Here is a 23,150-nt window from a genome sequence, read left to right as displayed (position 1 = left end):
TCATTCTCATACGCAGTCAAAAAACTTCTATATGGCTCTTTTTTTAATATTTCTATATTATTAAACACTGCATTATACACCTTCCTTTCACCAATACGGAATAGTCTTCTTACTCCACTCTTATATCTATGTTCTCTATATCTATTTTTTTCTCCAGCTCTTTCTTGAGCTGATCTGCCTTTGTCTTGCTCAACCCAGAAAGAACTACGGTCTCACCACCTCCATTTTTCTTTTTTGCATGATCATATAAATCCTTTGCTTTTGAAACCGGCATCTCCATCACTTTCATCAATGCTTTGATCACTGCAACTTTATATGGTGTATTTATTGTAATAGAATACCTTTTTCTCTTTTTTTCTGTACTGCTCATCTTCTCCTTATTATTGCGCTCCATTTCCTTACGCTTTTCTTCACGTTCTTCGGCTTCGAGCTCTGCAATCTTTCTATCAATATCTTTTATCATAGCATCCAGGCTTGATTCATCTGTGACATCAAATGGGTATGGAAATGGAAGGTTTTTTCTGACTTCTAAATCATCCTCCTTTAACATACCTGCCGCTTTCAGTCTCCCATTTTTTCTTGCTTTTACGTACTCCTTCACATCAAAAGTTTTCGTTATTTTTCGTTTTCTATATGTAATGCCTCTATCTATTTCTTTCTTCTCATCCGTTAAATTAAACAAATCTGTATAGTCCGGAAATCTTGTTATATACTTTGTTCTACCTGAAATAATGACCAAGGCCTGACCAACATCCATAGCGCCAAGCTGGACAGGAGAAATAAGAGGTTCTTTCTTAACAAGCCCATTATCTAATAGGGTTTCCTTCTCACCGCACATCCTTGAAAATTCGGAGAGGGTTTCGTAATTTGAAACTCTATATAACACCTTAACGGATGTATTAGATATGATCGTTGTAGCGTTACTTTTACCATAAATATCATCAAGCTGTGACAAACTCTGCAATACCAATTCTACTCTGACATTTCTCGACCGGCCAGCACTAAGCAAATGTGGAAGGTTAGAAATAGATTCTCCGATGTTCCCGAGCTCATCTAAGCAGAAGTTGATACGTATGGGGAGTTTACCCGACCAAAGATCTTCTGCAACATAAATATAATGATTCATAAGCTGACTGATAAGCATTCCAGCAAGCTCCTCATATATAGGCGTTTCATCCGGAAGTATAATGTATATAATAATCGGCTTATCGCCCTTAAGGGTATTAATATGAATATCATCATTACTCAGGAAACTTCTCACTCCACCACTTCTCGTTGCAATAGAAAGCCTATTAAGAAAGCTTGATCGAATTCCTCCACGAGTTTCTGGCGCCGTTGATACATAGCTCTGAAGCCCCATTGCCACATTTTCATTTCCATCGTCCAATGCAAAACTCACTAACTCTTTCACATATGTACTCGCACCATACTTTTCATCTCCAAGCTGAAAAAAATAAAAGAGGCTTGTCAAATTCACCTCTTCAGGTTTAGCATAACTAAAGAGTGAATATACTGCTCCTTCAAACATATTTCTTGCTTCTGTCGTCCAAAATGGGTTTTCATTTGGTGGAACAGGATATAATGCATGCGCTAAGTCATCAACCATCTGTTCAGCCCTAAAAATATTCTCATCTGTTCCCATCTTCCAAAGTTCATAGGGAGCTGCCAAAGGATTCCAACAAGTTACATCATCCTCTCTATACAAATTTCTGAAGTCAAACTTGTAAATCTCATACTCCTTGGGTACCGACCTTATAGTACTACTGTATATCTCACCCTTCGGATCTGCGATAACAAAGCTTTCCTTATTAGTGCTATTTGTTAAGGAATTCAGAATCATAGGTATTATAAGTCTTCTGCTCTTACCTGTACCCGACTCCCCAAGTATCGCTATATGAGATTCATCGGAATAGGCAAATTTCTCATCATTTTCAAGGTACAATATAGGACCTGCCCCATTCTTACTCAATGTCTTTTTCTTCTCGCGATCAGTTGCCCAACGCTCGCTTCTTCCCATACTAATAAACCTCCTTATTATTTCCAAATTTCTGTGTAGCTTTTATTGTCAACAATGGCGGTTTTACGGAATAATCAGCACCAAAAGCCAGCTTCTCACTACAGGCTATTGCCTCTCTTACCGAATTGATATCTCTCGCCACGGTGTTTTCCAGAATTTTCACAGTGCTTTCTTTATCCTGAATGTCTATTCCTCTATCAATGATATTCTGAGCAATAATACATGCATAATCATGTGAAGATTTCTTTTCGACAGAAATAACATCAACTTTTGCCAATGTCTTTCGCAAAGTAGAAATCAGTCGCTCCCCTTTTTTCCCAAGAGTTGTATCACAGAATAAAATCAATGTTGCATGCTTAGCCACTCTTTTCAAATGAGTCAGGAAATACTCCACCTGATATTCATTCTGATAGTTCACAAGTCTCGACACATCAATAGAAACCACGCCCTTATATTCATTACCATAAATTGCATTGTCCTCAATATCAGAAAACATCCACTTAATATATGGCAATGCTCCTTCTGGTTTATATTCAACGTACTCATCGAGCCCATTGAAATCTCTTAATTTATTACTGATTAACATGTCTGTAATCACCTCTGTTATGTAGGTCTGACCATCTCCTCCATCAAGAAGAATAATAAAGTTAGGAAGACTGGCGACCCTGTTTGTATAAACCAGCTTATCTCTTAAGATGTTTTTCATCTCGTCCATTACACTGTCTACTCCATAAAAATCTAAAGATCCGCTCATCAATCTACACCTCCAACAACTCTTCCGGATAACCTATGATATCCACAATTCCATAGCGCTTTGCCTCGTCTGCATCCATCCAATGATCTCTCTCGATATCTTCTGAGACAGTGTCAAAATCCTTAGCACACTCCTCTGAAAGAATACGAGTTAAGTTATCTTTGACTTTCATAATATGATTAACAGCAATAATCATCTCGGTTGCCTGCCCCTGTGTTCCTCCAAGAGGCTGATGTATCATTATTTCCGAATTAGGTGTTACATATCTCTTACCACTTGTACCTGCCGCAAGAATAAATGCTGCCATAGATGCCGTTATTCCATTTGAAATTGTCGCAACATCACATCTACATGCATACTTCATATAATCAAAGATCCTGAATCCTGCACTTACAGATCCTCCCGGAGAATCCAACATCACGTATATATCATCATCCGACTTTCCATTTAAATACATCATCTGAGATATAACCGAGGTTGCAAGATCACTATCTATTTCGCTATCTATAGTAATCAACCTCTTTTTGAAGAACATCTCACTCCGTAAATCTGCCATATGATCTGTTCCGTTTGTGTTTGTTATGATATTTGGTGTAAATATTGCCATTTTTTCTCCTCCTTCGTTAATAAAACTTCTTGGTTTCCCACTATCCAGTGACCAACCGGAGTCTATGTCGCAGCCAGCCACCGGATTTCGACCGATCACCAATCGGTCTCTTCAGGTGGGATTCATTTGTATTACAAATTCTTTGTCCACCAATCCAGCATAGAATATGCTCAAAATATATGAAATAATGAATACGTAACTCTTTAAGCATAATGTATGTCAATTCTGGCAGAGATGATTTTAATATACTTATGCATTAATGTATTATTACATTTAACATCCAAATTTAGAAATAAGAGCCCCTATGGTAAGTTTCAGACCAGAAAGGATTTCAAAACATCACACAAGGAAATATGTATAATGCTTTTTTAGCAGACCTTCACATAGACAATATAGGGATAAAAAATCAATCAAGTCTACATGTCACCGCCAATTGATCAAGTATACTACTATCAACAACACAGACACTCGCCGTTCCATCTCTATAGGCTATTCTTATTCGGTATTGACTGTTGCCCTGTGCGCTCTGAATGGCAGATAACCAAGCAGTGTTGCCTAGGCACCTAGCAAAAAATCCCCTGATGAATCCGATAAGGAAGCTCTTGTTTTGTGCAATACTCATCATTTTGATATGGTCTACAATCTCGGATGTAATATCAAGATGTTCTCTCCTAAACGGTATAAACGCACCTTCACTGTCAGCTTTTATTCTTTTTCCCTTAAACCTGCCCGCTGTTACCACATTGACCATAACACCACCACCTTAGATTACGATTCTCAATTCAGAATCGTTGACACATACATTCTTCCAAATGTGACTTAATACAGTTTGATCAAAATATCCATCATGAAAATACTTAAATGCACCTTTAAGAACAATCCTTTTGCCAAAAACACAAACATTTATCGTACCCGTACTAGAAATTAACTCGATTCCTCCTCCGAGAAGCCTTATTATGCTTACAAGGTCTAAAAGACTCCTATTGCCGTCGTTTATAAGCAATTTAGAAGAAAACCTTACCTCAACTCCATTAATACAGCAGTCATCTGCTTTAACATTAATGTTGATTCCATCCTCTTTTTTCCAGCAAATACTTTTCCACTTAGAATCCATTGAGCAATCACTGTACTCTTTTTTATCCCATCTATGTGTCTTAACAAAGAATTTCTCTTCTATTCCGGATTTAGTGCTGGGCAGTCTGAGGGAATTCATGGAAAATGTAAAATCCACATACATCCATCGGTCATTTATCTTTACTGCATTCCATGCGTGCGGTCCCCATCCCTGACTCCCTTTTCCCTCGCCGGTTACATAAAGCACTTTAATCCCCATATATGACAAAACAAGCACTGCCGTTGCTGCTATCGCCTGGCATACACCACTTCTGTTTTTCAAAAGATCTATAGCCGTATGATCCTCTATCTGGCTTGTGCTTTTATACTCGAAATTATTCCGCACCCACTTGTCAAACAGGTATATCTTTTCAAACTCATTGCGATGATCTCTCACATTTTTATTGAGCAAGCAGGCAATTTCAGCCGAAACACAAATAAGATCATTAAGCTCCTTGGGGGTGCTGAAATATCTGGAACTAATAAGAACTCTGGAAAATCTTCCAAAAGGATCCGCTATCATTCGGAGTGAAAACTGAGATAATTGTGCCGCTGCAAAAGACCCAGCTGTATTCTTGTAGAGTGATGCCACTCCATATTGTATATCTGAAGAAAGCTCCGATGCCCTGGCAAAACTCTCCCTGCTGTTTGCCACATTTATAACAGTCTGATTTCCGAAAACATTCTGGGATAATCTTATTGCCCTAATGAACTGGTCAGGGGTGGATACATTCATCTCTACAATCTGATTCATCGCATCATCCCCCTTGCCTTAGAAACATGTTATAAGCCGCTGCCTTTCCCATTAAGAACTCCAGAATGTCAGCAATCGGCTTATCGCCCGCTTCTGGTCTCCAACCATTTCTAATCAGATCTTCTGCTGTTAATCCGGATACCCATTTCAAAAACTGTGCATATCTCAAATCCATATTTTCCCATACAAAACTGTCTTTTGTAAGATACAGCACGCTGCCCATAGCCGCGTCCCTGCACGCTCCTGAATTAAGTGCAAAAAGATTTCCGTTGATATCATAAGCAATGACCAGCGCGCCCGGAAACAATTCCGGAATCCCGTTTTCATTTACAGCATTGATATCAACAATCGAATCATCGCCTGCACCGCAGAGAAGTCGGAAATAGCCATCACACAATGACACCTTTGAATAGGCACCTACAATCTCACCAAGATATGAGCCCTTACCTACATGAAGTATTTTCATTGAACTCAGGTCTCTTATGTTATTTCTTACGAGACTGATCTTCTGTTGTGTGTGCTTAAACCAGCTATTGATCTGATATGTTGCATTTGTGTTTTCTGACATGATCAGCCCTCCTTAAATAACCCTCACTCTTACTCTTGAACCATCCGGAAATCCTCTCATCTGCCATCCTATAGATGATCCGGCGCCTCTGTTGTCTCTACCCTCAATATAAACAATGTTTGCTCCCTGACCACCTTCTTCAAATACTGCCATCGGCCATTCATCACGGTCATAGATCTGACTTGCTTTTACATCAGCCAAGGATGCTTTTCTTCGCTCTGCAGCATCTGCTCTTCCAAGAGTCACAAACTCCGGAAAACCCATCGTCTGTGCCATCCTGATATGCTCAGCAGTCTGCGGATACTTTCTGGAATCCACAATTACGACGTAATATTCTGGTCCATGTCCTCCACTCGAAAACCCTGTTAAACCACTGGAATAATTAATCCGGTTAAGTTTTCTTATGTAGTCAGCCATAACCCTTTTGCTGTCTTCGACAAGGTCTACGGTCTGTTTGCACAGGCCTACCCATTCTGCTTCCAGTTCACTTCCACGTGTACTTGATTGATATAGCAGGCTTTCGTACTTTTCCTTCTGTCTGTAAAGGCAGTCAATACCTTCACCGGAATCATCGTCAGAGTCTTCATAGGAAGAGTAACTAATATCATCCATCTTCTGTTTGACAAATGACTCCTCGTGTTCCACCGCTGCTATAACCGAATGAATATCAAAGGTGACATGAGCACGAAGATCCTCTACTTCTCTTTCATAGCCGTCCATAATATCCATTCCCCTGTCAACGGCCGTAATAACGACATTAACATCGCTCATGCCGCCACCCCTTTCTACAAATCTCTGAGTTTTGCAATCAACCCGCTGATATAGTTTATAGATTCATCCAGTTCACTGAGCTGCCCCTGTGCGGATGATGCATAATTATCGATGAGTTCCCTCAGATAATCATACTGAGGATCCTGCCAGTTTCCACCCTGATTGCTTGTTTCAGCACTGAGGACTCCATATAATCCTTCAAGATCATCTCTCTTAGACTGCAAAACGCTCATGTATGACTCCAATGAATCAATATCATGAACAATAACACTTCCGCTAGCCATAACTGTTTACCTCCTTGATTTCGTTTATCTTTTCCTCCGTATTATCAATAAAACTGTTAATTTCACAAAGTTTCTCATCCATATATGTTAGTACGCTCTGTATAGGGTCAATATAATCTGCCTCAATTTCCCGGCTTTTATTATCTTCCCACTCACTTCGTATTGAGTTCCATCTCTGAAGCTGGCTATGTGCCTCTGAACATGTTTTTCTCATTCATACAGCCTCCTTCTGCATCTTACCGGCAGTAATCGTATTACTTATGTAAAGCGGATGCGGGAAGATTTCTGCATTTCTTCCGCCAATCACGGTTTCATTCGTGTTGCAGACAAGAGTATAGTTCTTAAGATATCCGATAACGCGCTTTGTATAATTGTCTGTGTCTCTGTTCAAGAGATCGTAGATAATCTTTACCGCAACAAGCGTCACAAACTCGATATCAGTAGACACGCCAGGCTCAAAATTAAGCGTCTCTTCATCGTTATCATCAGCAAAGTAGTTCTGATGTGCAGTTGGTCTCTCATCTGAAATAAGATTAGCGAACGCCTCTCTATACAGCGGAAGTCCTGCCCCCGGATACCAGTAAAAACATTCTCCTGCATGAGCTCTCTGCCAGCATCCTGTTGATACAAACGGCACCTTCAGAACTTTAGCAAGATCGTTGCCAAAGGCACTGGATTCACGGTTGTCCCCCGTTCCGATAATGATTCCATCCTCAAATCCTTCCAAATACTCAGCGGGCAGTTCCTGAAGGATGCCCCTGAACTTGATGATTTTTGCCGAAGGATTGATATTTCTAATCGCATCCGCAACAGCATCTACCTTATAGCGACCAAGATCTCTGAAACCAAGCTGATGACGACAGATGTTATGAATCTCAAGCGTATCGCTGTCAACAAGAATAAAGTAACAAACACCTGCTCTTGCAAGTTCGAGTGCGATAAGTGAGCCAACGCTTCCACAGCCTACAATCAAGGCGGCTTTTTTATTCATTACCGAAGATTCAAGCAGTCCGGTATTTCTTGAAAAGAGTCTGGTTACCATATCAAAGAAATTCAACGCAATATGGTAACGCTCAGCATCCGCTTTGTAGAATACCCATCCGTCATTGATATAGCATCCGAAGAAATCATAGCCCTCAATAACAACTTCCTTATTCAGAAGTTTAAGGAAATGTTCCTTTGAGACGATCAGACCATGTGCACTATACTGATCTACTTCTTCATTGGAGTTATTGCCGTCAGACAGAAGATAGTACTTTTCAGTCTCATCTCTGTAAATACCGAATACCTCATATTCTGTGCCATCTATCTTCAAGATATCGGTATTTGCCAACATCTGATAGTTATGCTTTGTCTTTCCTGCAAAGAAACCTTCCAGAAGCTCAGTATCCACATCAAAGTCTTCTTCAGTCTCATCATCGCCAAATCCGCCTTCTGTAAGATCATTTCTTGCCGCTTCGATAATCTCATCATCTGTATCTGCGGTTGCTTCCAAGCTAAAATCTACGGGGTCAAAATTTTCGAGAAGTTCACCTAAGATGCGCGATAATGTGATATGTTCACCCAGATTACCGTTCAGTTTATTCTGAATATCTGTTCTATTGATCATGGTATGTACCTCCTTTACTTTATATCTTTATTAACGATGTCACCTATGAATTCTCCACAAATCAGTTAACAGAATGGCTGATTTGTGGAGAATCCCCTTCAACCAACTTCCTTGATCTCACGCTGCATCTGCTTCTTCCTTGCGATAAGAGTCTTCTCATCTGCCAGCACAAGATAATCTGTTCCCTTAAAGTACTTATCACCAATCCTCACATCCGGCTTGTAATATGAACCAGTTCCCTTGTCATCAAGGTAATAGCAGGTAAGCTGAGCATCAGGAACAAAATTGAGAAGGAATGAAAGCGTCCCATTACCGATTGCCTCAGAATAGCTGGTATTTGTCCTGTTATCATCGCCAGAGAATGTATTCAGAGTTCCGGGATGCCTATGCCATAAGCCAAGCAGACACAGATCCTTCTCATAAAGTCGAGAAATAACAGGATACACATGATTGTGATACTTCTCATCCATCTCATGATGAACGCGGTTATGGAATGTTGAAAGCCCCGGATCTGTCGCCTCAACTACATACCAGATATCCTTATCGATAATCCCAAGAAGAATGCCACCCGTTTCATCCGGATCTCTGGATAATGCCTCTGCGATAATCGATGTATAAGCCCTGTCGCTGATGACAATTCTCCTACACTTCTTGCATGTTCCCTTCAAATAATCAAACCTGTTTCTCGACCTTCCTGAAAGTTCCGTTCTTTTATGAAGACTCTTCTTTTCCAGTGCTTCCTTCCTCTGCTGCGACATCTTCTTTGTCCAGTCTCCAATCTCCTGGAAATACTCCTTGACATCGCTCTTACTCCAAACTTCACCCGGTTTGTACTTCTGTATAATTCTCCTCATACGCATGGTTTCCAGATATACCTCACCCGGATTATCCTTATCAGGTCTTACATCATAAGTAGAAGCTTTCTTAAAAGGTTTCTTCTTTGAGTAACCAAAGAGTTCAAATCCAGAAGGAACTACAGGAATAACCTTAACAGGCACTGTTGCATTGTCTGCTGTTGATATAAACACAAGGTACTGCTGCTTCATACCTTCAGCTTCCATACTGATACCGGCGTACATTCCGTCGCCGGATTCAGTGCGACGGAATGTCTCCGATAGTTCCTCTCCGAAGAGATCGGCAAGAGTCTTATCCTTTGTTGTATGAGCAGTAAAATCCGGAGTGCTGGCAGCATCTGAATCTTTCTTGATTGTTTCACAAACACTCTCAGTAATACGCTCAACCTTATCGATGCTGTCAACCATAATGTCTACCACAGCCCCCACTGCACTTCCGGGTGCTTCAACAATTACCTTTTTGCAGTTCCCCTGCATCTTATAAAGATCATAAGGATTCATTGCCATAGTCATCCCCTCCTTAAATTTCGCCATGTCTCTGGAACTTGCCCCAGGTTACAGGATCAATAAGCCCAAGCTCAAAGATGTTAATCCAGCGAAGAGCAAATCTGAGAGAGGTCGCTGCGGATGTAATTCCCCCTGCTGAATCAATGTTTGTAGATACATCGCGCGTATCAGCAGAGCAAAGATAAAGTTCTCCGTTTCCATCCCTGAGAAGATGCGGGATATTCTTCGGTGATACACCACTGGTTCTGTTAACGATATCCTGCAGCTGATCCACCGTAGGGTTAAGGAGATATGCTTTAACAGAACTTCCGTATCTTGCCTGAGGATGGTCATTGTCATAAATAAGAGCGATATCATATGCTCTGCAGTAACGCTTGTCCCTTCCAGCGATGGAAGGCTGGCAATGAACCATCCAACAAGCTCTTCCATCCTTCAAAATGCAGAACCTCGCTTTCTTCCCCTGAAAGTCGTACATTGCGGCCTTTTCGGCTGTAAGAAGATCGGGGTTCTTCTCATACCACTGATCAGCGGATACAACAGTCTTAGGAACGAGCTTCGGATTGGAAGTAGACTGCGGCTCGTCCACATATGCCTCAACATCGTCATCCACATCCTCTGTCTCAGAGTCATCTCCGCCTCTCATCTCATTGATAAGATCACTGACGCTTCTGGTGGAAACGATTCCTTTAGGAACAACGCTTGTCTTCTTTGATGTAGCATGTGTCTGAGGTGCTACATCATCTTCAGTCATTGCAGCAAACTCATCCTCGCTACCGATGCCATCCTCACCTCTCATCTCATTGATAAGATCACGAATACTGCCACCACTTTCCGGTACAGACACTATTGCCTTCGGAACCGTCTTTGCCTTCGTTCCGTTACCAACATACTCAAACTGAGGATCTCCAGCTCTTCCGATTGTTCCGTCATCATCAATCACGAGATTTTCGTCTGACGTAAGCATGTCTCTCATTCTCTGGATCTCCGGGTCAACTGATACGCTTGTAAAAGGTACATAAATCTTCTTCATGACCAATGCCTCATTCTCGTTGTAGAGATCCTCTCCAGGTCCCATATACCCCCCATTGATATGAATATCTCTCATTCTCTGAACCTCTGGATCAACTGATACACTTGTAAAAGGTACGTGTCTCTTCATAACTTTGTTCTCCTTTGCTTAATATTTTTTGCCCACTTTTGTGGTTCTATTACTTTTAACGATTCACCAAGTCGTTTATCCATTTTATCGGATGAAAATTTTAGTTTTTTCAGTCCTTACATAGCGATTATTCCATAAAGGCAATATGGGCTTCTGGAACTGCATGTTTGATTGTTCCATCATTAATACCAGCGTCATCAAATCCCGATGCTAATACCTCTATCATTCTCCGAATTTCGGGGGCTTCATTTGCATATTCTTTCATAATCCTTTAATCCTCTCTTTCTTCAATAAATACTTCTTCTACAGCAGGTTCAGAAATTGAGAGTTCTCTATAATACCTAACCGCAGGAGAACCAAAATATTCTATACATTGGTTCATTTTCCTTGCCATATGAGTTTCTCCTTGTAAATCACCAGTAATATCGAATGTGGAGATTCCACTTCATTAATCTACTATGTGCCATTGTCTGTATATCTGTTTCTCAGATAATCCACAAAATTCAACGTAATCTTTTGCGTCCTTTTCATCATAAAAACATCTTTCAGGCTCAAGAGGATTTGTCTTATCGTCTACAACATAAACAGAACACCTAGGCACACGTCTTGATGCATCTATCATTGGTTCTATTACATAGCCACACTCAGTGCATCTATAGAATTTATTCTTATAAATATCCTCTTGATTTATTGCATTTATTTTTTCGCTTTTTTTGCATACGCATAATTCTTTCCAACGCTCTTTCAAATTCTCAGATTCCTTTTCCACCTCGAGAATTTCCGATTGATCGTCATACCAACGTTCTGCAAAACAAGTTTTCATTTAAACTCATCTCCTTTGCTATATAGTTCCTGGTCCTAGTCTGGTAAACAACTCCCATATACGTGGTTCTTCTATCCCAGTCTCAAATGCTGAAATCCAGTTAATTGTCATTTTTGCCGTATCAACCGCTGATGCATTTTCAAAATTCACATTATATATGGGCTCAATATATGAACATCTTAAAACCGGATACAGTTCACCCATATCAGATCGCAGCAAATGTGGAATCCAATATTTGTAAGGATATCTTTCTTTAACAATCATCTGTAATTCATCAATTGACGGTCTTAAGAAAAATGCTTTGGAACTGAATATCCTTGCACTTGCTTCTCTATGAGTGTCAGGAAAATTATCTTCATACAGAATGGCAATATCATATTCTCTATCGCATTTTTCTCCCTTGCTTATGCTCTTATCAAGGAATTGCGGACAATAATGTATTTTCCAGCACACAGTTCCATTATTCAGAATAATGAATTCAGCCTTATCTCCCAGGAAATCACTCATCGCTGCTATCTCCGCTTCAAGCAGCTCCGGATTTTCTTCATACCACTGTTTCTTATTCTCTGCCATGTGAGTTCCATCTCCTTGTTTTTATTGACAATAGCTTAACAAAAATCTCCATTTTGCAAGAAAGTGGGACTTTCATCCTACTTTCCTTCATGGTCATATTCCCTTGCAAAACCTACGGTCTGTACATGATTACCTTCCCAGACTTCTCCGTATCCTTGTTGTAGTAGTAAGCCTTGATGGCATCTCTGTTAGGAACATCAAATTCACATCTTACCAGCCGTACATTGTCAGACATGGCATACTTAAGGTTCTCAGTATCCCCAACAGAAGTGATATGTATTGGTGCTGCATTGAGCAGGTATGCCGTATTACTTCTGAGGTTCTTGAAGGACTTGGCGTATACAACCGTAAATCCTCTGTCGCAACTGCTCACTTCCAAAATCTGCTTCATACTCTCAACGCCCTGGTTTCTCCTGATTGATCCGGCAGACTGAGTTAATTCCGTGTACTTATCCGGCTGGACAAACACGTTTACAACATACGCTTCACCCGCACCTGTCTTCTGTCTCTCAAGCTCCTCAAGCTGCTCCTGAACAGATTTGTGGTAATGAATCGTAACACTGCCTCGTGAGGTTATCCGTGCCGCATCATATTCCCCGAAGAAATGCATCTCGGTCTGCTTATCACTCACTCCCATACGCCAGTTCATAACCGAAGATACCATCGAATTCAGAATTCTCTCATCCGCCCCGGTGAGAATCATATTCTTGATTCTCCGAGGATTGATGGATACCTCTATATCATCAAGAATAGTATCAATATCAACCTCAGACTCATCCTTACGAAATGCTACAGATCTTCCAATTCTGATCATCTGACCTGCTGCAGGCTGTGACACAGACTTCGCATTACGCTTCAGTAGAATGCTCTCGCTATTACCGTTCATTGAAACAATAACCTGGATAAAGGTTGCAATAATATCTGTTGATGCAAAGTAGCACTGCACAACAGCATTATCAGCCTCATTCTGTCCCATATAGGAGCTATAAACGGTATGCCCCTTCTTCAGTAGTGAAGCTCTCTGAATCCCCGTATTTTCCCTTCCTGTGTCGGCACTTCTTTCTGCAAGCATGCTTCTCGCTGCATTCTGAGGAGTCTTAAATACAAACCTGGATGTAAAGTAATCCTTCAGCGAAGCCGTAAATCCGTTTCTCGGATTATCGCTTACCGCTCTCTGCGATGACAAAATTACATGAATACCGTATGTAGCGCCTTTCCTTACCAGCTCTGTCATATACGCAGCGCAAGATGCACCATCAAAAAGCGACTGGAACTCATCAATCAGAATCACCATTCTCGGCATGGACTGGATCTCAGCCCGGTAATCATCATATAAGCTTCTGAAATCCTCATACTTCTGAACAATCACTCCAGTCAGGTCTTCCATCTGCTCGAAGAGTCTCTGCCTTACCTGCATTTCCTGAACATAGTACTTAAGAAATGAGAGCATAGCATCCGGATCCTCATCATTAACAACAGTATCAACTGACTTCAGATTGCCCTTTGCGTAGACATTGAAATCGGCTCCGTCCTTAAAATCACCAACAGCGATTCTCACCTCTTCCGGAGAGTAATTTGCAAGCAACTGGAAAATAATCGTATGTAACAGACTGCTCTTTCCAACGCGGACATCGCCGATGATAAGCCCATACGGTCTTTCAGACGAAATCTCAAATGATGCTTTTTTGCCATTTTCATCGATACCGAAGTTAACTGTCAGTCCATTTGCTGAACTCTTCTTCTGCCACTCTCCATCAGGAGGAAGTGCCTTTCCAATCGGAATAATTGCGAACTGCTCTTTCTTAGCCTCCAGCTTGCACTTTACCGATGAGATACGTTCCTGATCAGTATCGCTCTTAAGAAGAACCCATGTGCTACTGTTAAGGTAAAAGCCATTGTCGCGTACAGGAATTACTGTCGCTGCTTCCTTAACGCTTGCAACAAACTCAGACAAAGCTCTGTTATTCCCGTAATCTCTGTTCTCAATCGAGCATATTACATAAACTCCGGCCTTCTCCCCATTGTTCATTATGCGGAGAATCTGATCATAATATTTCGGTTCAACATTCGCGATCATGTCATTGATAATAAGGCACTTCCTGTTGCGCTTTGACAGAGACACTCTGTTGTATGCTTCAACACTTTCAAATCTCTCACCCAGGCACTTTTCATATGTATCTGCGATCAATTTTTCAAGCCTTGCCAGACCTTCTGTCACCTGAGCATCAGTACTAAGAACTGACACTGCATCATATCCGTTCAGCGGCTGAAGCTGTCTGTATGAACTTCCGAGCCCCTTTACATCAATCAGAATGATATCCATGTGGTCACATGAATACGTAATATCTGCAGCCATGGAGCACAATGTCTTGGATACACCATCTGCTCCGTCATACGAGAAGAGCATATTCTCCTTGATGTTATCCATCTTCAGACGATATCCCACCCTGTCATCGTACAGATCAACATTTTCGCCGGAAAGACCAGCTTCGGCAAGGAATGATACGTTCTCGTTGCAGAACCAGCACTGTCCTACTACTATGGACTTATCAATCTCATCGAGGACTTCTGTCTCATCGTGAAACTGCCCCAGCCCCTGAGCAAACAGTTCATACGTTCTGGCAATACCCACACGCATCTCTTCCGGAACATCCTGAAGTCTCTCATCCCTGCCACTCTTCTCACGTTCAATGCGGGCATTAAACACCTCACCGCATTCTCTCTGCTGAGAAATCAGGTCTGGGAAACATATCAGTGCTTCGGCAAGGGCAAGAATCTCATCTCGGGCTTTAATAATCTTTACATAGTGACTCTTACGATAGGGTCTTACCACCCCACCCACAATATTACTGATTGCGGGTGGAATGAATGCCTGGTTGAGATCTGAGACAAGATCATCAAATCTGCTTACCGCTTCTGTAAGCTTTCTCTTCACAGTCTGTGGATTGTCTGTCTCCGAAACATAAGAACCTCTGCCACATTTCCTGATATATCTGGACTCCATCCTGTGAAAATGAGGATCTTTAATATCTGAAAGTGTCTCCTTCATGTGCTCCACAGCATGTCTGGCAGTATTATCCCTTCTGCGCTTCTCAGCGGAACAAAGTCTATCCGCACTACCTTTCGTACTCTGAAGCTGTCTCTCGAGCTGCTGATATTCTCCGTTAATTCTCTGCTGCTTCGCATTTGCCGTTCTGACAATCTGCTCAACTTTTTCAATTGTTGAGCCCATGAAATCTGCGAAAAGGCGTGCATCTGTGGTTGCTTCTATATATCCCTTATTCTGCATATCATGACCCTCCCAATATTCCGCAAATGATTGCTATTACAAATCCGATAATCAGAATGTAAAAAAGTATCATCACTACAAAACAAATGATTGCTACGGCAATCCCGGTAGCGACAATACCCCCTACCGATGATAACGCCGACAGGATGTATGCCCAGAGGTTGTAATCAACTGATTTCGCGCAGAAAATGCCGTACAGGATGCTTCCAGCAAGAGCGCCAGCAAATACAACAAAGGGTCCAATTGTTGCAATGAAGCCACCATCACTTCCATAGACCTCAGTTCCAAATCCCTTGGTTACCCCAACTGCGATCAGAAGTGCCATAATGATGGAGATAACCCAAAACCAAATGATTCTTCCCTCACTCACCTGATGAATCGGTCTGTACGCTGTCCTTGCATGCGCAGGTGCAGCAACAGGAGCCGAAGCATAGATGTTTGTACGATTTCCGGCATTATTTACCACAGTCGCCGGATGACGATGGATTGAACCATCTTCAGCTACATAAAATTCACTTGCCATAGCCGTATCCTCCTTGTATTTGATGGAATGAGTACCTGCTCATCCTCTTATCATCTATAACGATTTCCCATGTATTTTCTCCATATTTATTTGAAGAGAAATCCAATATCCTTGCTGATACTGGATTTTTCTCTTTGATAGGGACGGATTCTTCCTCAGTGACAAAATGCCACATATTCCGGGAATACCCTCTCAATAACCTGTGTAATATGCGTTACAAGTACAACCTCGCATGAATACTGCCCCAACTTACTCTTATCCAGATGTTCGTGATTCTGTGCTGGAACAAATACAATACTATCTCCATTATTTTCTATCTTGATAAGAGTATTCCGGAGGATGCTCTTACATATTTTCATTGTCATCCGCCTGATACTGTATTAACGATGGTGCTGTCGTATTTCTCCATAATGATTTTGTTCTCGGGAATGATTATCCTTTTCTTTGCAATAATAAGTGCTGATCCTTCTATCACCTGGATTTCAATATTCTCTTTCTAAATTGCTGTTAATGTTTTATTCTTAGCCGTTAATAATACTGTGTTCATATCACCTACCTCCTTGTTTTTGATAATCCAATTATGTAATTGAATCGGTGACATAAGCAGTAACCAAAATGGCCAATGTCGGTAGATAATTGGTGGATTAACACGCACAAAAAAACCACCAGAAGTTTCCCTCTGGTGGTACAGTAATCATTTACTTCACTTTTTCATTTAATCGTCGGACAATAAATCAGCTAATGTCGGGTTAGAGGACAGTTTTATTTGCAAGAGTGCTTTTCGAATAGCATCGGCGTCGTACCTATTTAGTATTGTAGCCATCAAAACAGTTTTCTTCTTAAAGTCATCACAAGAGTCTAACTCCCTTAAGAGCAAAGAGGCCCTTTCTGTCTTCTGTTGAAGATTGGCATTTAATATATAATTCACTCTATCAATATCTTCTACCAGTTGCTCTATGCATGCTGCATATTCTTCATTTTCCATCCTCATACCTGATGTCAAATCAACACAAGCATAAGGTAATCTTTTGTCTATACAACAATCAAAAATAGCAAATGCTCGTGCTCCATCATCAAGTAGATTTTTATCCGTCATAATATAATTTGTCAACTCGGCATAAAAATCTTCCTTGCTAAATCCTGCATTAAGAAATTCTTCAAGATGACCATCGACTATACGTTGATATCTTCTGGTGTAAGCATGCTCCGTCTCTTCATTAAAAACCTCTGGTATTTCTATACTCTCATCTGTTCTTGTATTTTTAAACCCCCTTATAAATGTCTCCATCAAAGTAGGTCGATCCTCTATGCTTGTCTTTTCGATAATCTGGTACGCTGCTACACACAAATTCAGATTAGCCCTCGCATGTGATACCAAAAAGTTAATTTTCTCAAAATTTGTTTGCTGTGCCATAATAATACCTCCTCATATAATCAAGTCTTTTTTGTTGAAATTACAGGCTTTTTCAGACTTATATATCTCAGTGAATAAGCCGGAGCTATGAGCATTTCGATGTATCAGGTACTGAAATAGTGGTTTATAGGTATACGAAATAAAACGTCTTTAGTTTACGCTTTACTGGCCTTGTGTATACCCTTTCCTCTATGGCAGCTAACCTCCTATATCCACCAGGATCATCTCCGTCTCCGGAGGTCCTAACTTCCTTCGTCCTGCCTGCCCATAACCAGGGTGTCAGCTGTGCTCCCTAACGAGGTCCTGCCCCATGGTGTCTATTTCTGCCGACTACTGGCTCATTCTTTGTATTTTTGATTACTGACTCGCTTCCTGTCCCAGCACTGTGTTCAGTGGACGTTATCTGTTACATTCTGCTTTATTCAGTGGCTGCCCACGTGACAGCCTCCACTATAGTTACTTGTCTCTCTTACGCAGCCTGTAGATAAACTGCTGGTCTCTTGATGTCACTGACCATCTTCTTTGGATCATAGTCCACTCCTTTTGTCAGCATGGCATAAAAGACGCGTATCAACTTGGCTGATATCGCCATAAGTGACTGCATTTTCTTCAATGGATTCAGCCTTCTGGTTGTGTAATAATTATGGAGTTCTCTAAACTCCGGATTCTTCGCCACAAGCGACATTGCAACCTCAAACAGCAGATATCTGAGTCTCTTTCTGCCTCGTCTGCTTATCGTTGTCTGTCCTTTGTGCTTTCCCGAGCTGTTCTCAACCAACGCCAATCCTGCAAGCTTCTGCAGTTCTTTTGGATTGCTGAACCGGCTTACATCACCTACTTCTGCAAGAAATCCAGACACAGTCTTAATTCCTACGCCTTTGATATCCATCAGCTTTTCAGCCATCGGTATCTACTTTACCAGTTCTTCAATCAATGTCATTACCTCCTGAAGACGATTATTTCTGGATTCATAATCCCCAAGCAGCATTCGTATTTCCATTCGTGCAGCCATAGATCCTTCTTTTGCTCCGACGCTGTGCCTTGCAGCCTCTATCAGAATCTGTGCCCTCTTTTTGCCAACTGCTCTCATCTTTGCATCCCGCCAGATATGGTTCACTCCTTCAACACCCAACGTCAGGATGTCTTCTGGAAGAGGAGCCTGTTTCAGAATCATCATTCCACTTACTGCATCAGGCTTTCCGTACACTGTCTTGTATTCAGGAAAATATATATTGAACCAATGACTTATCCTGTTCTGGATTCTCGTAAGTTCTGACTGGATCTGAAACCTCATATTTGAAGCGGTTCTCAGATCTGCATATACACCCTCAGGCAGATATGGGATCATATATCGTCCCTCTTTTACCAATCCTGCGATTACCTTTGGATCCTTACGATCATTCTTTGTCGGATTATTGTCATCGAGTTCTTTTGATTTTTTTACATGATGAGGATTCACAAGCACCGGTGTCATTTCATTATCCTGAAGATATTTTCCAAGATTAAACCAGTAGTGTCCTGTCGGTTCCATCCCTGGTACGACCTTATCCTTTTCATGCTTTCCCTTGATATCGGAGATCCATGCTTTGAACATTTCAAATCCGGCTTCGCTGTTACTGAAGCTGAATGGCTTCTTTGAATACTCAATACCTCTGTAATCAAACGCTCTTGCATAGTGTGTTTCACTTCCTACATCAATTCCGATTACCAAAGTTTTTTCTGTTATTGCTTCTATTTTTTTATTCTGTGTGTTAGACTTCATTGTAGATACCTCTCTGTTCAATAAGATTTTTACTAACCTGCCAGTCAGTAGTCTCATTGTGCTCTGAGGTATTTTTATTTTTCAACGTCTACATTTTTGAATTATACAGGAAGCTCCCTTTAATATTTTATTAGATTAGGAAACAGCTTCTGTGCTTCTTTTTCTAAATCTTCTTTTGTCTCAAACAATTCCAAATCTAGATCACTTAGCCACATTAACACCAAGTATCCTTCTGCTTCTCCATCTCTTCTCAGCTTGTACCACCAGCTAGCAACCTCCAAAAGATGTCCCGAATCCTTATACTGCCTCAAAAATGTCAATCCTGTATTATAATTATAATGTTCTTTATTCCAAGATATATAGAGAGCATAATTTACTAATGAATATGGTTCACAATACGCAATACCTGCTTGCAATAATTCTTCTACCGAATAAGATATCCCCTCGTAATATACATTTTTAATCTCACCTCGCCTCAACATATATGCTAAATTATTCCGGCAAGACAGCACATCAAAATGCTTCAAATATTGTTTTTTTGCTTCTTCGTACATCCCTTGCGCATAATAATCAACATGTTCCTCTACATCCCCAACACTTTTGATTTCTTTTAAAAAATCCTCTAACTCAGTGTCCTTCTTTGCCTGTTCGGTTTCTAGTGTTAGCTTGAAATTTGACAAATCAAGATCTTCTATCAAGTTTCTGCCTTCTGGAACATAATCCTTTATTTGCTCAACACTTTGAAGAAAAGCTTTTTCTAAATCGTCGTTTTTAAGTTTTAGTCTTACTTTTCCATCCTTTGCAGTCTTTTCTATCTCCCTTACCATTGATTTTCTTTCATCATACTGCATCTCCGACAGCAAAACTAAAAGCTTTGCAGCCCTCACTTTGTTAATAAGATTTTCCGTTTTCTTATAAATATTCCTTATTCTCTCTATTAAATCAATAGCATCATACTTGAGGCTTTCTAAATATTTTCTGCTAATAGCAACGAATTCACATGGGTATAAAGAAATATGCTCAAAACACTTGGTAAATGTTCCGTCACTTTCATCAAACAAAGCTCCACTTTCTCTATATTCTGAGATAGCAATTCGAAGAATATATCCAAAAACTGTTTCCTTAAACCATGATTCTTCATATTCAACAGTCTCTCCAATAGAGAATACATCTGAGAAAGTCACCAAGTAGTCTCTTCGCATTTTCTCATGTTCATCATCTACTATCCCTCGCAGGATAAAATCCGAGTATTTTACTAAACCACCTTTTTCTATTCCATATCCATAATGGGTTGCTTTATTACAACGAATCAACCATGTAGCCAATACAAGTATATTGATTGCAATCACATCTGTTTCAAATGTGCATTGATCAATAAGTCTTTCAACACAATTGTATGGATCACCATCGCCCTCATATCCCATAATAGCTGCAATAAGCATATAGCAATCCGAAAAATCATTCGCTTTTAAAGAATCTTTTCCTAAACGAATTGCTGTTTCTTTTACAATATGTTGACTACTAGTAAGGTCTTTTGAATTATGAATCATATCAATAATATTGGTGTTGATAAAATTCGTAAAGAAAGCGTCTAATGCATCGTAAATACTTTGTTCACTTACCTTGCAATGCCATAGGCAATAGAAAAGCGGTGTCGCTATTTTGTCTCTGAATAAATCTTTTTCTATTTCAGCTAGTTTCTTATTTTTGTTAACAACAATTCTTATAAATAGGTCATTTCCCTCTTCCTCATTCATAGCAAATAATCGCTGCAAATCCGCATTTTTTGAACTAAAAAGGCGCCAACTATTATCATTTCGAACGATCAAATCAAATAGTTTTTCCAACTCATAATCGTCAAAATTCACTCCCGGCATAACTGCTAACTGTATTAGCAAGGACACATAATAGTTTGTATCAGATATATCCGTACTATTTGAATTATCCGAAAGACTGAATAAAGTAGTAATTATATCATCCCTTAACTCTATATCCAACATGACAATAATAATTATTATCTGATTCCAAAAATCATCTTTTTCCCGGATATGTTCCTCTAAATAATCTAATCTGCTCTTTCGCCTAGTTTCCCTGGAAAAATTGTTGGTTGTTATACAATATGCGACCAAATAAGCCTGGTACTGTCTATGAACAAAATCATATCCCTCTGTGTTCTTGCTGACTAGATGACTTCTACAGAGGAACTGTATAAACTCATCAATACTTGATTTATCTTCAAGCCATTCTTGCTGATAATATCTTTTTAAATCCCTTCTGGATTGGCAAATATACTTTTCTAGAGTATCATGCCTTACCACAATCTTTTCATTTTCTGATACCGCCATTTGATAGGCAACCTGCGACAACTGTCTCATTACATCTTCGTAATTATACCTAGCATAATTATTCCAGCTCAGCCATAATTCAATTGATCGTCCATATATCTTAACAAAATCTGAAGGCAAACAACTGTCATAGCTGCTTATCATTAATAAACTCGTCAATTCCAAAGGATTCTTAATCAAATCCTTGACATTGGAATTTTTGTATAATGGAACCAAAAAATCCTTATCTACATCAAGTTTTTCACGACCACTTATTCTATTTAATGCAGCATACCATCTTTCTGCAAACTCCCTCACCGTGTCTTTGGGGTCACCAAAATGTGGTGTCAAACCATCTATAACATATTCTTTAGCAGACAATTCAACCCCATCTCTTTCAAGTCGTGTTTCCTTAACACTCTCCATATACTCTCTATATCGAGATGATAAATAACACTTATTTCCGCGTGAAAACGCATCTAATCCTTCAAGAAACGATACACGAAATCTTGTACTTGAAAACTCTTCAACGCTATCGATAATGTAAATTGGTTTTTTTATTGAAGATAACAGTCTGTCCACTTCATCGTCAGAAATATCATTCTCAACTAAAGATCTTATAGCCTCTCTGATTACTCTAGCAAAGCCTTCGGGCTCAGACACATCAGGATAATCTTCCTCTTTTAAGTCTCTAACACTGATAAAGAACGGGCATGCTCCTTCCATTATTCCTAACTTAGCACAAACACCTTCAATAATTTGACGATCACCAAATAGCCCCCCTTTATTATCAAATAGTTCAACATAATACTTATAAGCATATGCCAAACTATACATTTTTAGGAGAGTAGTCTTTCCCCCTCCCGGAGCAGATAAAAACCATATCCAATTTAAGTCTTCTTTCTCCTGAGAATCGCATTCTCCATCTTTATTGAAATTGGATTCCTCAGTATTCTTATCGTTTCTAAAATTCTTTTGTATTAAATCATCTGAATCCCCTTTCTGCGAATCAAATTCCACATTTTCTATTCTCTCAGCATTCTTCTCCTCACTGTATGCTTTATACATCAACTCATCGACAGTTACTTTCTGCGCATTGAATTCTTCTTTTTCTGACTCATCAGTGTTTACTTTTTGTTTACTTAACTCTTCTTCTTTTTCTAATTCAGCGATTTTTGCATCTATAGCTGCTATCATTTTGTCAATATCGCTGTTTTGTATACCATCTCTAGTAATGCCCCTGTCAAATATAGGACTCTTTCCGCTCTCATACTTCTCTCTCTCAACAAAGGAAAGGTGCGTGTAAACATCTTGAAGTTTTATTTCAGCTCCGCCTGCCATCATAGCCGCTGGAATAGAAAAGGCATCATACGCCTCACAAAATTCAATAGTTTTTCTTAAATACAATTCTAATAATTCATCATTTTTCATCATATGAAACTATT

The 23,150-nt window shown here is 40.0% G+C and carries 21 protein-coding genes and 1 pseudogene; all 22 read right to left on the bottom strand.

From position 1 onward, the window contains the following. Positions 1-109: 109 nt before the first annotated feature. Positions 110-2,017: a type IV secretory system conjugative DNA transfer family protein gene (locus tag DW159_RS01305; RefSeq protein WP_117548686.1), complete on the bottom strand. Its 1,908-nt coding sequence runs from the start codon at positions 2,015-2,017 to the stop codon at positions 110-112. Between the two features lies 1 nt (position 2,018). After that, entirely contained in the window at positions 2,019-2,771 is a 753-nt protein-coding gene (locus DW159_RS01300; RefSeq protein WP_117548685.1) for a hypothetical protein, read from the bottom strand. Positions 2,772-2,775: 4 nt separating this feature from the next. Further along, on the bottom strand, positions 2,776-3,378 hold the full coding sequence (locus tag DW159_RS01295) for a ClpP family protease (protein ID WP_199412493.1): 603 nt from the start codon (positions 3,376-3,378) through the stop codon (positions 2,776-2,778). A 406-nt stretch (positions 3,379-3,784) separates the two neighbouring features. After that, positions 3,785-4,129 carry a hypothetical protein gene (locus DW159_RS01290; RefSeq protein WP_117548684.1) on the bottom strand — a complete coding sequence of 115 codons (345 nt, stop codon included), beginning with the start codon at positions 4,127-4,129 and terminating at the stop codon, positions 3,785-3,787. Between the two features lie 12 nt (positions 4,130-4,141). Then, entirely contained in the window at positions 4,142-5,245 is a 1,104-nt protein-coding gene (locus DW159_RS01285) for a transglutaminase domain-containing protein (RefSeq protein WP_117548683.1), read from the bottom strand. Between the two features lie 4 nt (positions 5,246-5,249). After that, on the bottom strand, positions 5,250-5,813 hold the full coding sequence (locus DW159_RS01280) for a DUF2625 family protein (protein WP_117548682.1): 564 nt from the start codon (positions 5,811-5,813) through the stop codon (positions 5,250-5,252). A gap of 12 nt (positions 5,814-5,825) precedes the next feature. Then, entirely contained in the window at positions 5,826-6,584 is a 759-nt protein-coding gene (locus DW159_RS01275) for a NucA/NucB deoxyribonuclease domain-containing protein (RefSeq protein ID WP_117548681.1), read from the bottom strand. 14 nt (positions 6,585-6,598) lie between these two features. Next, entirely contained in the window at positions 6,599-6,868 is a 270-nt protein-coding gene (locus DW159_RS01270) for a hypothetical protein (protein ID WP_117548680.1), read from the bottom strand. Then, the gene (locus DW159_RS01265) at positions 6,861-7,082 is read right to left on the bottom strand and encodes a hypothetical protein (protein WP_117548679.1); all 222 of its coding nucleotides are present in this window, start codon (positions 7,080-7,082) and stop codon (positions 6,861-6,863) included. Before DW159_RS01265 ends, DW159_RS01270 begins: the two co-directional genes overlap by 8 nt. Beyond that, entirely contained in the window at positions 7,083-8,477 is a 1,395-nt protein-coding gene (locus tag DW159_RS01260) for a HesA/MoeB/ThiF family protein (protein WP_117548678.1), read from the bottom strand. Between the two features lie 98 nt (positions 8,478-8,575). Then, positions 8,576-9,838: a Mov34/MPN/PAD-1 family protein gene (locus tag DW159_RS01255; RefSeq protein ID WP_158547564.1), complete on the bottom strand. Its 1,263-nt coding sequence runs from the start codon at positions 9,836-9,838 to the stop codon at positions 8,576-8,578. Positions 9,839-9,851: 13 nt separating this feature from the next. Next, positions 9,852-10,997: a hypothetical protein gene (locus tag DW159_RS01250; protein ID WP_117548676.1), complete on the bottom strand. Its 1,146-nt coding sequence runs from the start codon at positions 10,995-10,997 to the stop codon at positions 9,852-9,854. Between the two features lie 127 nt (positions 10,998-11,124). Further along, the gene (locus DW159_RS13585; RefSeq protein ID WP_158547563.1) at positions 11,125-11,262 is read right to left on the bottom strand and encodes a hypothetical protein; all 138 of its coding nucleotides are present in this window, start codon (positions 11,260-11,262) and stop codon (positions 11,125-11,127) included. A 6-nt stretch (positions 11,263-11,268) separates the two neighbouring features. After that, positions 11,269-11,391, bottom strand: coding sequence for a hypothetical protein (locus DW159_RS13985; RefSeq protein ID WP_278320887.1), 123 nt, complete (start codon positions 11,389-11,391; stop codon positions 11,269-11,271). Positions 11,392-11,445: 54 nt separating this feature from the next. Continuing rightward, a complete protein-coding gene (locus DW159_RS01245) occupies positions 11,446-11,820 on the bottom strand; it encodes a hypothetical protein (protein ID WP_117548675.1) in 375 nt (124 codons plus the stop codon). Positions 11,821-11,838: 18 nt separating this feature from the next. Further along, positions 11,839-12,393: a hypothetical protein gene (locus tag DW159_RS01240; RefSeq protein WP_117548674.1), complete on the bottom strand. Its 555-nt coding sequence runs from the start codon at positions 12,391-12,393 to the stop codon at positions 11,839-11,841. Between the two features lie 112 nt (positions 12,394-12,505). After that, a complete protein-coding gene (locus tag DW159_RS01235) occupies positions 12,506-15,682 on the bottom strand; it encodes an FtsK/SpoIIIE domain-containing protein (protein ID WP_117548673.1) in 3,177 nt (1,058 codons plus the stop codon). Between the two features lies 1 nt (position 15,683). Continuing rightward, a complete protein-coding gene (locus DW159_RS01230) occupies positions 15,684-16,205 on the bottom strand; it encodes a hypothetical protein (protein WP_117548672.1) in 522 nt (173 codons plus the stop codon). 155 nt (positions 16,206-16,360) lie between these two features. Further along, positions 16,361-16,564, bottom strand: a complete 204-nt coding sequence (locus tag DW159_RS01225; RefSeq protein ID WP_117548671.1) for a hypothetical protein — start codon at positions 16,562-16,564, stop codon at positions 16,361-16,363. Between the two features lie 356 nt (positions 16,565-16,920). After that, positions 16,921-17,619: a hypothetical protein gene (locus DW159_RS01220; RefSeq protein ID WP_117548670.1), complete on the bottom strand. Its 699-nt coding sequence runs from the start codon at positions 17,617-17,619 to the stop codon at positions 16,921-16,923. A 469-nt stretch (positions 17,620-18,088) separates the two neighbouring features. Beyond that, positions 18,089-19,381, bottom strand: a pseudogene (locus DW159_RS01215) (IS110 family transposase). 119 nt (positions 19,382-19,500) lie between these two features. Next, entirely contained in the window at positions 19,501-23,139 is a 3,639-nt protein-coding gene (locus DW159_RS01210; RefSeq protein ID WP_117548669.1) for an NACHT domain-containing protein, read from the bottom strand. Between the last annotated feature and the right edge of the window lie 11 nt (positions 23,140-23,150).

It is taken from the genome of Coprococcus sp. AM14-16 (assembly GCF_003434675.1).
GTDB classification, from domain to species: Bacteria; Bacillota; Clostridia; order Lachnospirales; family Lachnospiraceae; genus Coprococcus; species Coprococcus aceti.
The sequence above is the reverse complement of the archived record's forward strand: the minus strand, read 5'-3'. Positions and strand labels throughout refer to the sequence as shown.